Source organism: Serratia sp. 14-2641 (assembly GCF_001692375.1).
Lineage (GTDB): Bacteria > Pseudomonadota > Gammaproteobacteria > Enterobacterales > Enterobacteriaceae > Chania > Chania fonticola_C.
Genome location: NZ_LXKR01000022.1, coordinates 36,990 through 50,875, shown reverse-complemented (window position 1 = coordinate 50,875; position 13,886 = coordinate 36,990). Strand labels below are relative to the sequence as shown.

At 55.8% G+C, this 13,886-nt stretch carries 8 protein-coding genes; 4 read left to right on the top strand and 4 right to left on the bottom strand.

The window, feature by feature from the left end:
- Positions 1–309: 309 nt before the first annotated feature.
- Both metC and A6U95_RS09570 read right to left on the bottom strand, forming a co-directional pair.
- Entirely contained in the window at positions 310–1,497 is a 1,188-nt protein-coding gene (metC, locus tag A6U95_RS09575) for a cystathionine beta-lyase (protein ID WP_065684302.1), read from the bottom strand.
- 54 nt (positions 1,498–1,551) lie between these two features.
- Entirely contained in the window at positions 1,552–2,799 is a 1,248-nt protein-coding gene (locus A6U95_RS09570; RefSeq protein ID WP_065684301.1) for a dicarboxylate/amino acid:cation symporter, read from the bottom strand.
- 215 nt (positions 2,800–3,014) lie between these two features.
- On the opposite strand from A6U95_RS09570, the gene A6U95_RS09565 reads away from it, so the two are divergent.
- Positions 3,015–3,944, top strand: coding sequence for a LysR family transcriptional regulator (locus A6U95_RS09565; protein ID WP_065684300.1), 930 nt, complete (start codon positions 3,015–3,017; stop codon positions 3,942–3,944).
- A gap of 19 nt (positions 3,945–3,963) precedes the next feature.
- On the opposite strand, the gene A6U95_RS09560 is transcribed toward A6U95_RS09565, so the two are convergent.
- On the bottom strand, positions 3,964–6,357 hold the full coding sequence (locus A6U95_RS09560; RefSeq protein ID WP_065684299.1) for a family 20 glycosylhydrolase: 2,394 nt from the start codon (positions 6,355–6,357) through the stop codon (positions 3,964–3,966).
- A gap of 156 nt (positions 6,358–6,513) precedes the next feature.
- Positions 6,514–9,222: a magnesium-translocating P-type ATPase gene (mgtA, locus tag A6U95_RS09555; protein ID WP_065684298.1), complete on the bottom strand. Its 2,709-nt coding sequence runs from the start codon at positions 9,220–9,222 to the stop codon at positions 6,514–6,516.
- Between the two features lie 411 nt (positions 9,223–9,633).
- Between mgtA and treR the strand changes: the two genes are divergently transcribed.
- The 3 genes from treR (at position 9,634) to treC (ending at position 13,870) form a co-directional block, all read left to right on the top strand.
- On the top strand, positions 9,634–10,581 hold the full coding sequence (gene treR, locus A6U95_RS09550; RefSeq protein ID WP_065684297.1) for a trehalose operon repressor TreR: 948 nt from the start codon (positions 9,634–9,636) through the stop codon (positions 10,579–10,581).
- Between the two features lie 190 nt (positions 10,582–10,771).
- Complete coding sequence (gene treB / locus A6U95_RS09545; RefSeq protein ID WP_059199570.1) at positions 10,772–12,187, top strand: PTS trehalose transporter subunit IIBC; 1,416 nt, start codon at positions 10,772–10,774, stop codon at positions 12,185–12,187.
- 18 nt (positions 12,188–12,205) lie between these two features.
- Positions 12,206–13,870: an alpha,alpha-phosphotrehalase gene (gene treC / locus A6U95_RS09540; protein WP_065684296.1), complete on the top strand. Its 1,665-nt coding sequence runs from the start codon at positions 12,206–12,208 to the stop codon at positions 13,868–13,870.
- Positions 13,871–13,886 lie beyond the last annotated feature (16 nt).

Here is a 13,886-nt window from a genome sequence, read left to right as displayed (position 1 = left end):
GGAAAGGTGATTGAAATGTTCTGGTTTAGTCAAGGTGTATGCCCCCTCACCCCAACCCTCTCCCCAAGGAGAGGGAGCCAGTTCAGTGCTATTATCAGGCGCGGGAGTTAGTCTGTGACATGTAAACCGATCATAGTCAATCTGTGGCATGTACAGTCCCCTCTGCATTTCCCCAAGTAGAGGGAGCTAATAGCCTCTGCTCTTTTGGAAGTAAAGAGGTTATAGCGCCCAGAGCCAAGGTTAGTCACTACAATTTCAAAAACACTCGGTCGGTCCCCTCTCCCTGTGGGAGAGGGTTAGGGTGAGGGGTCACTTCAGACGCGCAAATCCCGCTTCCAAATCGGCGATCAGGTCGTCAATATTCTCAAAACCAATATGAACGCGCACTAACGTGCCGGTAAAGTCCACCTTGGCTGCCGGACGAATTTCGTTCAGTTCTTCCGGCTGGTTGGCCAGGATCAGCGATTCAAATCCCCCCCACGAATAGGCCATGCTGAAGTGTTCAAAATGGTCCAGATAGTGGGCAACCTGCTCGTTCGTCAACCGGGCTTTCAGCACAAAAGAGAATAACCCGCAGCTACCGCTGAAATCTCTCTGAAAGAACTCATGCCCTTTGCAAGAAGACAGTGCCGGGTGGTTGACCCGCTCCACCTCTGGCCGTGCTGCCAGCCATTCGGCAATGGCGATGCTGCTGATCTCGTGCTGCTTGAGGCGCACACCCAGCGTTCTCAGGCCACGGCTGCCGTTATAGGCGGTATCCGCGTCGGCCATTTGCCCCATCAGGTAGGAGTTCTCTCGCAGTTGGTCCCAGCAACGGGCGTTCGACACGGCGGTACCCAGCATCGCGTCTGAATGGCCGATGATATATTTGGTTCCGGCCTGAATAGAGATATCCACGTCATAATCCAGCGCCTTGAACAGAATGCCCGCCGCCCAGGTGTTATCAATCATGATGACGATATCTGGGTTCACCGCCCGGGCCGCCTTCACCATTGCCGGTACGTCCTGGACTTCCATGGTGATAGAGCTTGGAGATTCAAGGAACAGCACTTTGGTATTGGGCTGGATCAGCTCGGCGATCCCAGCACCGATCAGCGGGTCATAATAGGTGGTTGCCACGCCCAGCTTGCTCAGGATCTTGTTGCAGAAATCCTGCGTCGGCTCATAGGCGGCTCCGGTCATCAGGATATGGTCGCCACTGGCAACAAACGCCAGGATAGCATTGGTGACAGCTGCCGCCCCACAAGGGTAAAGCGAGCAGCCTACCCCGCCTTCCAGCTCGGCCATCGCGTCCTGGAATGAGAAATGCGTCAGGGTGCCGCGACGCCCGTAGAATAACTCCCCTTTGGCACGGTTGGCGGTAGCAAACTTTTTGGCCTTCACCGTATCGAAGGTTAAGGAAGAGGCGCGTTGGATCACCGGGTTGACCGATCCTTGGGTGAATCGAGGCTTACGGCCAGCGGTGACCAGGGCGGTTTCTATTTTTTTAGATGTCATAACAATTTGCCTGCTTTTATCGTTAATCAGGTGCGTAGGGCTATGCAGCAACCCTTACGCGATTTTTTCTGCTATATCCGTAATACCTGCGTTTTCAGAGACCGGCTGCGGCTTTTTGCCCGCAAAGCGCTCAACAATTTGTGCGGCATTGAGATCGTGTATGACGTTGATCAGCGTGGCCGGGGCGTCGGTTATGGTGCCCAGAACCACCAGCATCGGGATGGTTTCTAACGGCAGCCCCAGCGTGGTGACAATGAAAATCTCACCCAGGAAAGCCCCGCCGGGGACGCCACCCACGATAATCGCCGACAGCACGGAAATCAGCATCGTCAGGAAGAATGTCTCTATCGTGAAATCCAGCCCCAGCACCGCGAAAATAAACACGATCTTCAGGGCCGCAATCATCGCCACGCCGCCCTTATTCAGGTTTACCAGCAGTGGCAGGGAGATGTCCACGATTTCCGGATTGATCCCCATCGCTTTGGCAGCGCGGATATTGGCTGGCAAGGTGCCCAAAGAGGAACAGGTGCCCAGAGCGGTGGCCGAAGGCTCGATGGCGTTACGCCAGAAGGCACGTATCGCAGGCATGCCGCCGCCAATCCACGAGTAAAAAATGGAGCCAAAAACGTAGTACAAAAGCGTTGCAGCAAAGAACAGACCGATGGCTCTGGCAAAGGTGACCAGCAACTGTGAGTCTTGGCTGGCCATGGTGGAAGCAAAATAGCAGCCCAGCCCGACGGGTGCCCCCTTCATGATGATCGACACAATCTTCATGATGATGGTGTTGAGATCGTTGAGCGAGTTGGACACTCGCTTGCCCTGCTCACCCGACTGGCCGATAGCGATGCCGGCAATCACGGACATGATAATCAGCGCCAGGATGTTGGATTTCGACAGTAGCCCGACGAAGTCGTTGGTGGTCACCATGCTGACAAAGTCCATACCTCCACCACCGGCATTAAACTTCTCCGCCAGTTCGATGGTGACCCCCTGCGCGGGGTTGAACAGCGTGGCCAAACCGACGATACCGGCCGCAGGTATCAACGCCATCACAATGGAAACGGCGAAAATCACCCCCATGATGCGCCCGAGCTTTTTCAGGTCGGTCATGCTGGCGATCGAGGACATGACGCTGACACTGACCAACGGCACGATAATCATAAACAGCAGGTTAAGGAATATCTTACCGATTGCCTGTAATTTCAACGCAATATCGGGCGCGTAAATACCAACTATCCCCCCGAGCGTTAAGGCAAATAGCAGAATAAATGATGATTTGTAGGGTTCTAAACGTTTCCACATATTCAATTCCTTATTTTTATTCATGTGACTTAAGTCACTTTTTAATTTTTCTCTACAGTAATATGTGACTTGTGTGAGACAGGTCACCCCTTGGTGTTTAGTTGTGATCCGGTACGGTACCGCGTATTCTGCTATTAATAATGGCATCTTGTTCGCAGCGATGTAATAGCGCATTCGTACCGTTTAATGAAATCACTCGTGAATTAAAGGAAAAAATGAGCAGCCTAGCGTCGTTAAAGCAACTGGAAGTTCTGGTCAAAATTGTAGAATGTGGTGGGCTGTCGGAGGCTGCCGCACACCTGAACGTCTCACCCTCGGCGGTCAGCAAGAGCTTGTCACAGCTAGAAGGTCAGTTGGGCACCACCTTAATCAAGAGAACCACGCGCAGCTTTACGCTCACCGAACCTGGCCAATACTTATACAATCGTGCAACGCAACTATTGCTGGACTTTAATGAATCGCTCAACACCACCGCCGGTTACTATAATCACCCCAATGGTGAATTACGGATAACCTGCTCTATGGCTTTTGGTTATTCCCATTTGGCAACGTTGGCGAATCATTTTCGTGAGCGTTGCCCCGATGTTGATTTATATATTAACCTTAACGACAACTTTGTTAACCTTAATGAAACTAACTTTGATATCGCATTGCGCATTTCTTCGGAGCCGCCTATTAATTATGCAATGCGTAAATTAGCCACGGTTAATTGGGCCTATTGCGCCAGCCCGAAATATCTCGAGAATTACGGTACGCCGCATTCCATTCAGGATTTAACCCATCATCAGTGCCTGATTTATCCTGGCTTGACCCCGGTATGGAAAACCCTTGATGAACAGGGCGTCGCCCACCACTTGAAGACACGTACCCCGATCCAGGCCAACAGCAGCCTGGTACTGTTGAAATCGGTGCTGGAAAACCAAGGCATTGCCTATCTGCCCACTTATCTGTTGGGCGATTTGATTGAGCAAGGTGCCCTGGTTCCGCTGGCGCTGGACGATAAACTGACTCACCCGACCCACGGCCTGTATGCCCTGTATTTTCCCAGCCGCTACAGCAACCCCAAGGTGCGTGCATTTATCGATTTCCTGCTGGAGCAACTACAGCCGGTGCCCATCTGGGATAGTTGGTTGGCGCAGTCTTAACCGCGCCATCCCTGCCCGGTTAGCGCACCGCCACCGCGCGCAACAGCATTTCCAGCGGGTACACCGCCGCAATCACGACTTCATCCCGGATCTGTGCTGCCGCGTCCAGCTGTTGCTGGGCCTGTTCTGCCTCGGCTTTATTCAAGGGCTTCCCTTGCTGATAGCGTTCCAGCAGCATCAAGCCCAAATCCGCCAACGCGCTGACATCCTGCGCCACCGGAGCCAAATCCTTCATCACCACGTTACCGGCTATCACCTGCTTCACTGGTGCACCGTTACGTTGCCAGCGTTGTAGCCGTTCACGGATCGCCTCCGCCGCCGCCCGATGGTTCTTGTCTTTGAGCAGCAACGCCACTTGCTGATCGAGATCGCGTACCGCCGCACTTTCCGGGGGAATGGCATCAGCAAAGCGGTTAAGTGGCTCAAATTGATGGTAATTACCTGCCTTGAACTTGAGGTGCTGACGGGTGTAATACTGCCCCGGCTCCACCGCTTCGGCCAAGATCTGCAATGGGGTGATATCTACGCTGTTAGCCAAACGGGTAAACTCACGCGCCGTTTCAGCGTGCTGTTGCAGGCCAACAGACACCACCGACCAGGCATCTATCGCAGCCAGGCGTTGGTACATATTGTCCTCGTTGGTCACATCCTTGGCCGACCACATACGCTCCGCCACGGCAAAGGTTCTTGGCCACAGCTTGAGATCGAGCACCGGTGCGCGAATGTTTTCCGCCCAGAAGGCGGCTTCGCCCCCCAGAATATTGGCCTGATGCTGTTCATCCGGTACCACTGGCATCACACCCGGCGGGATCGCAGCCAATTTACTGCCGCTGGTTGGATAGCGCACGTTGCCCACCAACGTGTAACCGCTCAGTTGATCCTGTTGCAAGGTGAACACCGGGCGCGTGTCGCCCATCCAGGTATCAATGCGGAAGGTTACCTGTTCTGGAGTGCGCCATTCGATGTCCCGCACTGCACGCCGCGATTTGTCTTTGAAATCGATAAAACCACGCCATCCCTGCTTGCCTTCGATCAGCGTGAAGGTGCCTTCTACCGGGCTCCCCTTGAAACGCGGCATGCTGAATTGCCAGCTCTGCGCCTGATCCCCCGCCTGCACGTTGGTATCTACCCCCAGTGGTTGCGGCAAAATTTCATTGCGATAGTGATAGGCGGTGCTGTGCGGCTGATCGAGATAGAAACCGGTGGAAAGAATGCCTTGGTAGCCGTCCTGTGCACTGGCCCCCAAAGAATCTGGCCCACGCCAGGATTGGATCACGATGGTACGCGGCAAGGTAGGATGGTAAATCTCATCCCAACCCACCATACGGCGCTGATGTTGTTCAAGGATTTTTTCCAGCTTCTGGTTGAAGAAGGCCTGCAGCGCATGGGCATCCGCTAGCTGGTTCTGCTGCATAAACGCCTGGATAGTTTTTGACGCTTTCCACTGGGTGGCATCCACCTCATCGCCACCGATATGCAGATAAGGATCGGGGAAGATCGCCACCAGTTCGCCAATGATGCCGTCGACAAACTGATAAACCTTGTCGTTCGAAGGATCGAGCGTCGGCTTGTGGACCCCCCAATGGCGTTCCATTTGATACGGCCCCGGCGCACTAAGCAGTTCTGGATACGCCACGGCAATGGTAGAAGCATGACCCGGCAGATCGATTTCTGGCACCACGCGGATGCCCCGCGCCGCGGCGTAGGCAACGACCTGCTTCATCTGTTCACGGGTGTAGAAATGACCGTCACTGGCCAGTTGCTGTAGCTTTGGATAGTGCTCGGAAGCAAATCGCCAGCCCTGATCGTCGGTCAGATGCCAGTGGAATACGTTGAGTTTGGCCGCCGCCATCCCATCAAGCTGCCGCAGAATATCCTCCACCGGCAGGAAATGGCGCGCCGAATCCAGCAGCACGCCTCGCCAAGGAAAACGCGGAACGTCGGTAATATTCACCAACGGCATAAAGGTGTTTTCGCCATCGGTCTGCACCAGTTGCAGCAGTGTTTCCATACCGCGTAATGCACCGAAGCGTGTGTTGGCCGTCAGCGTGGCACCCTGCGGCGTGACCTTGAGCTGGTAGCTTTCATCGCTGTCCGGTAGCGGCTGGGCTGCAACCTGATGTTTGATGATGATGTTGATCGTTGCCGCTTGGTTTTTCTCGTCCTGTGGGGCCAACGTCCAACCGGTTTGGCGTTCCAGGCGATCGCGCCAGCGAGCCTGCGCTTCGCTCAAGTCTTCCCCCTGAACGTTGAACGATAAGCGGTAATCCAGCACCAGCTTGCCTTGCGGCTGAGCTAACTCAACCTGCTGCGGCCAGGGCATCAGCGGCAGACCGCCAGCCGGTTGAGCCAGCGCATTCAGGGAAAATAACAGCGAAGAAGCCAGTAGCGTATAACTGAAGGGTTTATGCATCGGAAATTCCTCAGAGGAAAAAATCAATCTAGCCAAGGAAGTAGATAAAGACTGAGCTGGGGAGAGATGTCCAACCGCAGGGGCAAAACGGTGCGATGGATCACAGATTGATTTGGCGGTGAGGAGATTTCCCTCCTCACCTCACCATCAGCAAATTTACTGCCAGCCATACCGGCGGACAAACCAGCCTTTCACACACTGGGTCAGTACCATGTAGCCCGCCAGGATCAGCACCAGCCAAGGGAAGTAGCTCAGCGGCAACGCCTGCAACTGCAGGAAGCCAGCCAGCGGCGAGAAGGTCAGGCCGATACCGACGGCGATCACCGCCAACGTCATCACACACAGCGGCCAAGATGGGCGACTCTGAATAAACGGAATTTTACGCGTACGGATCATATGGACGATCAGCGTCTGCGACAGCAGCCCTTCCACAAACCAGCCAGACTGGAACAGCGTCTGCATTTCCGGCGTATTAGCCTGGAACACGTACCACATCAGGGCAAAGGTCAGCACGTCGAAGATCGAGCTGATCGGCCCGAAGAACACCATAAAGCGCCCCAGATCGCCGGAGTTCCAACGCTGTGGCTTGGTGATCTGATCGTCATCAACGTTGTCGAACGGAATGGCAATCTGTGAAATATCGTACAGCAGGTTCTGGATCAACAGATGCAGCGGTAACATCGGTAGGAAAGGTAAAAAGGCGCTGGCGATCAGCACGCTGAAGACGTTACCGAAGTTGGAGCTGGCGGTCATCTTGATGTATTTCAGCATGTTGGCAAAAGTACGGCGGCCTTCGATCACCCCCTGCTCCAGCACCATCAGGCTTTTTTCCAACAGGATAATATCCGCCGCTTCCTTGGCGATATCCACCGCCGAGTCCACCGATATGCCGATATCCGCCGCGCGCAGCGCCGGGGCATCGTTGATACCGTCGCCCATAAAGCCCACCACGTGACCCTGCTTACGCAGCAGTTGGACGATGCGTTCTTTGTGCAGCGGCGTCAGCTTGGCAAACACCGTGGTACGCGCAGCCGCTGCTACCAGCGTGGCGTCGTCCATCAATTCGATCTCGCTGCCACGCAGGATATGCTCCGCATCCAGCCCCACGTCCTTACACACCTTGGCGGCGACCAGTTCGTTGTCACCGGTGAGGATTTTGACGGTCACGCCATTCTTTTTCAGCGCAGCCAATGCCGGTGCGGTGCTCTCCTTCGGCGGATCGAGGAAGGCGATATAACCTTCGAGGATCAGATCCGACTCATCCGCCACGCCATACTCATGATCCGTCGCTGGCAGGATCTTGTTGGCCACCGCCACCACGCGCAGCCCTTGCTGGTTAAGCTCGTCGGTAACACGACGGATGCGCGCCAGCAGCGCTTCGCTGAGCGGGATCACCTCATCTTCCTGCCGCACGTGGCTACAGATCGACAGCATTTCTTCCAGTGCGCCCTTGCAGATCAGTTCGTGGTACTGCGCCTCTTTCGCTACCACCACTGACATGCGGCGGCGTTCGAAATCGAACGGGATCTCGTCCACTTTGCGGTAATGCTGCAACGCGTCCGGCTGTTGGCTTTCGTCGGCACAGGTCAGCACTGCCACATCCAGCAGATTTTTCAGCCCGGTCTGGTAGAAGCTGTTCAGCCAGGCATAGCGCAGCACCCGCTCGCTGTTGGCACCAAACACGTCGGTATGGCGCTCCAGCACAATTTTATCCTGGGTCAGCGTGCCGGTTTTATCAGTGCACAGAATATCCATCGCGCCAAAGTTCTGGATCGCGTCCAGACGTTTGACGATCACCTTCTGGCGCGACAGTTTGACCGCCCCTTTCGCCAAGGTAGAGGTGACGATCATCGGCAACATTTCCGGCGTCAGCCCCACGGCCACCGAGAGCGCAAACAGCGCCGCCTCCCACCAGTCGCCTTTGGTGAAGCCGTTAATCAGCAGCACGATCGGCGTCATCACCAACATGAAGCGGATCAACAACCAGCTCACTTTGCTGATCCCTGCCTGGAAGGCGTTGGGTTGCTCATCCTGGCTGGTCACCCGCTGCGCCAACTGGCCGAAGTAGGTTTCGCTGCCAGTGCCGATCACCATGGCCAGCGCGGTACCGCTGACGACGTTGGTGCCCATGAAACACAGGTTTTGGCACTCCAACGGATCGCTCACCTGGCCACGGGGATCCGCCACTTTTTCTACCGGCAGCGATTCACCGGTCAGCGCTGCCTGGCTGATAAACAGATCTTTGGCAGAGAGCAACCGCAGATCCGCCGGGATCATATCCCCAGCCGATAGCTTGATGATATCGCCAGGCACCAGCTGTGAGATCGGCAGCTCGCTATGCTCGCTTTTACCGGTATGCGCGTCACTGCGGTACACCGTTGCGGTGTTGCTGACCATCGCCTTCAGCGCATCCGCCGCCTTGTTGGAGCGGGCTTCCTGAATAAAGTGCAGCAGCGTGGAGATCAGCACCATCAGGCCAATTACCAGCGCAGCAATCAGATCTTCGGTGGCATAGGAAATCAACCCCAGTACGGTCAACAGGAGGTTGAAGGGGTTGCTGTAGCAGTGCCACAAATGCTTCCACCAACTTTCGGCCAGCTGGTTTTCGATGGTGTTGCTGCCAAACTGGCCGCGTGCGGTTTCTGCTTCCTGCTCGGTGATGCCTTCCGGGTGGCTGTTGAAACGCTCATACAGCTGCATCGCGCTGGCGGCGGCACATTCCAGACGTTGTTGCGCCAAACCGGCAGGCAGCTCTTGCGCCGATCCACTGACGCTTTCCAACAGCGCATCACGCCGTACCAGGCGGCGTGGCAAATTACGGCTGAGCAGACCCAGCAGCCGACGGGGGATTTGTTTAAATTTCATCGTTCGCACCTCATTGCCCAGCGCCTCACGGCAGTGGGTGAACGGCGGATCGGCCCGCTGGCACGATTTTCGGACGCGCCAAAAATCCTCCGCCGGAGCAGATCACTGATTTTCAATCACAACAGAGGCGAACTATCGAACAAGTGCCGCTGCTTACCTAAACCGGTAAAACAGCAACGCAGAGCGGAGAGGTTTTACCGGGGAACCGAATGAGTAGTGTCGGGGCTCGGATCAGGATCCATTCAGGGATTTACCTCCGGTAAAGAAAAAGTGGGAACGGCAAAGGCGGCCATTCCGTTTTGCAACACTATGGGCTGCGCACCAAGATCCGCGCGTTAAAATGCGCTATGGTAGCGAGCATAAGTGGGATGTTGTAAGTTTAAGCCTCATAACCTAAACGATAAGTAAACCATGCAAAACCGGCTGACAATCAAGGATATCGCCCGCCTGAGCGGGGTAGGCAAGTCTACCGTCTCACGCGTGATGAATAACGAAGGCAGCGTAAGCCCGCAAACCCGTGAACGGGTGGAGGCGGTGATCCGCAGCCAGGGGTTTACCCCATCAAAATCGGCGCGTGCCATGCGCGGCCAGAGCGACAAAGTGGTCGCCATTATCGTTTCCCGTCTGGATTCCCCTTCGGAAAATCAGGCCGTGCGCACCATGCTGCCGCTGCTGTATCAGCAGGGCTTCGATCCGATCGTGATGGAAAGCCAGTTTGAGACCCGGCTGGTAGAGGAGCACCTCAACGTACTGCGCCAGCGTAACGTTGACGGCGTGATCCTGTTCGGTTTTACCGGCCTGACTGGTGCCATGCTCAAACCGTGGCAGGAAAAGATGGTGGTGGTCGCCCGCGAATATCCGGGGATCTCCTCGGTTTGTTATGACGATGAAGGTGCCGTGAAACTGCTGATGCAGCGCTTACGCAAGCAGGGTCATAGCCATATCAGCTACCTTGGCGTACAAGAGTCCGATGCCACTACCGGGATGCGTCGCCATCAGGCCTATCTGGATACCTGTCGCGAACAGAAGATCTCGCCGGTCGTGGCACTGGGAGAACTGAGCTATCAGAGCGGTTTCCAACAGGCCGCCAACGTGATTGAACCACAAACCACCGCGCTGGTATGTGCCTCTGATACCATCGCGCTAGGTGCGATGAAGTACCTGCAACAGCAACAGATTACGCCAATCCAGGTGTGCGCCATCGGTAACACTCCGATGCTCAACTTTTTGTTCCCAGAGACGTTTTCCGTTGAATTGGGTTATGGCACTGCTGGGCAGCAAGCGGCCCTTCAACTGCTGGGCCAGTTGAGTGGTGAACTGAGCATCCGCCAAATCATTATCCCCTGCAAACTTGCCTGACGACGGGCGCACCATGCGGTGCCCCCTTCGTAACGTAACCAGAATTCGTTGTGACGCTACCTGAAGCTTTGTTGTTCGTTTTGTGATCCTTACCGCAAGTTGGGAACGTTCCCATTTAATAACCACGGCCAAGTGACTAAGCTTAAAAACATCAATACCTCTGAGCCTCACTGATAACAAAGGTGCCATAATGAGCAAAGTTCAGCAGCAGGACATCGATCGCCTGATCGTGCTGGTGGGTGGCCGCGAGAATATCGCCACCGTCAGCCACTGCATTACCCGCCTGCGTTTCGTTCTTAACGATCCCGCCAAGGCCAAGCCGAAAGAGATTGAGCAGTTGCGCATGGTCAAAGGCTGCTTCACCAACGCCGGGCAGTTCCAGGTGGTGATTGGCCCCGAAGTTGGTGATTACTATCAGGCGTTAATTGCCACCACCGGCATCAACGAAGCTGATAAGGAGCAGGCCAAGCTGGCCGCTCGCCAAAACATGACCTGGTTCGAACGCGGCATCTCCCACTTCGCCGAGATCTTCTTCCCACTGCTGCCAGCACTGATCAGCGGCGGTTTGATCCTGGGTTTCCGCAACGTGATCGGCGATATCCCGATGTCCGGCGGCCAAACGCTGGCCCAGATGCACCCAGCCTGGAAAACCATTTACGACTTCCTGTGGCTATTGGGCGAAGCCATCTTTATGTTCCTGCCGGTGGCCATCTGTTGGTCAACGGTGAAGAAGATGGGCGGTACCCCGGTGCTCGGCATCGTGATGGGGATCACCCTGGTCTCCCCGCAGTTGATGAACTCCTACCTGCTCGGCCAGCAAGTGCCGGAAGTATGGAACTTTGGCTGGTTCACCATTGAGAAAGTGGGCTATCAGGCACAGGTGATCCCGTCGATCCTCGCCGGTATGGCGCTGGGCTGGATCGAAACCCGTCTGAAAAAGATCGTGCCGGACTATCTGTATCTGGTGGTGGTGCCGGTGGTTTCTCTGCTGCTGGCCGTGTTCTTGGCACACACGCTGATCGGTCCGTTTGGCCGCATGATTGGTGATGGCGTAGCCTGGGCGGTGAAGTGGGTGATGACCGGCAGTTTCGCCCCGATCGGCGCGGCACTGTTTGGCTTCCTGTATGCACCGTTGGTGATCACCGGGGTGCATCAGACCACGCTGGCGATCGATATGCAGATGATCCAAAGCATGGGCGGCACCCCAGTCTGGCCACTGATTGCCCTGTCCAATATCGCGCAGGCCTCGGCGGTGCTGGGCATCATCATCGTCAGCCGCAAGGCCAACGAACGTGAGATTTCCGTACCGGCCGCTATCTCCGCCTATCTCGGCGTGACCGAACCAGCCATGTACGGTATCAACCTGAAATATCGCTTCCCTATGCTGTGTGCGATGATCGGCTCCGCCTTCGCAGGCTTGATTTGTGGCCTGACCGGCGTGATGGCTAACGGCATCGGCGTGGGCGGCCTGCCGGGCATCCTGTCTATCCAACCGCAGTTCTGGCTGATCTACTCCGTAGCTATCCTGGTGGCCGTAGTGATCCCGCTGCTGCTGACCATGATGGTTTACAAACGCAAAGCCAGCCGCGGCGAGTTACCGGTTTAAACTGAAAGGTATTTTTTTATGAGCAATGTAATTCCCTGGTGGCAGAACGGCGTTATTTATCAAATCTATCCGAAGAGCTTCCAGGACAGCACCGGTAACGGCTATGGCGATCTGGCCGGGGTGGCCCAACGGCTGGACTATTTGCAAGAGCTGGGCGTCGATGCCATCTGGCTAACGCCGGTCTATGTCTCGCCTCAGGTCGATAATGGCTACGACGTCGCCGATTACTGCGCCATCGATCCGGCTTACGGCACCATGGCCGACTTCGAACACCTGGTGGCGCAGGCCCACCAGCGCAGTATCCGTATCGTGATGGATATGGTGTTTAACCACACCTCCACCGAGCATCCGTGGTTTAAGGCTGCGCAGGATCCTGCCAGCCCGCTACGCCAGTTCTACATCTGGCGCGATGGCGAAGGTGATGCCCTGCCCAACAACTGGCGTTCCAAGTTTGGCGGCAACGCCTGGCAATGGCACGCCGACAGCGGCCAATACTACCTGCACCTGTTTGCTACCGAGCAGGCCGACCTGAACTGGGAACACCCACCGGTGCGCGAAGAGCTAAAAAAAGTGTGCCAGTTCTGGGCAGACAAAGGCGTGGATGGGCTGCGCCTTGACGTAATCAACCTGGTGTCCAAGCAGCAGGACTTCCCAAGCGATAGCCAGGGCGATGGCCGCCGTTTCTACACCGACGGCCCGCGCATTCATGAGTTTTTGCAGGAGATGAGCCGCGACGTGTTCCAGCCACGCGGCCTGATGACCGTGGGCGAGATGTCTTCAACCTCGCTGGAGCATTGCCAGCAGTATGCGGCGCAAAGCGGTGCCGAGCTGTCGATGACCTTCAACTTCCACCACCTGAAAGTGGACTATGCCAACGGGCAGAAATGGACGTTGGCCGCGCCGGATTACGTCGAACTGAAGCAGATTTTCCACCACTGGCAGCAAGGCATGCATAACCGCGCCTGGAACGCCCTGTTCTGGTGTAATCACGACCAGCCGCGCATCGTTTCGCGCTTTGGCGACGAGGGCGAGCTGCGAGTCACCGCTGCCAAGATGCTGGCGATGGTGCTACACGGTATGCAGGGCACGCCGTATATCTATCAGGGTGAAGAGATCGGCATGACCAATCCGGGCTTCCAGCAGATCGAAAGCTATCGCGATGTGGAAAGCCTGAATATGTACGCCGAACTGCAGGCTCAGGGAAGAAACGAAGACGAACTGTTGGCTATTCTTGCCAACAAATCACGGGACAATGGTCGTACGCCGATGCAGTGGGACGCAACAACCCACGCTGGCTTCACCACCGGTACGCCGTGGATCGCCTGTGCAGAGAACTACCCGCAGATTAATGCCACGGCGGCATTGGCCGATCGGGATTCGGTGTTTTACGCTTATCGCCATCTGATCGCCCTGCGCAAGCAGTATCCGCTGCTGACTCACGGTGACTATCAGGATCTGGCCCCGGCTCACCCGGCATTGTGGTGTTATCAACGTAGCTGGAATGGGCAACGGTTGCTGGTCGTTGCGAACCTGAGCCGCGAACCGTTGGCATGGGATGCCGCAGGCGTTGAATTTTCTGAACTGTGGCGCCCACTGATCAGCAACTATATGGATGCTGTAGAGCAGCCACGGGCCGGAGTTTTGCGGCCTTTCGAAGCGAGTTGGTGGCTGCTGGAGTCCTGATTGGTCACCGGGAGTT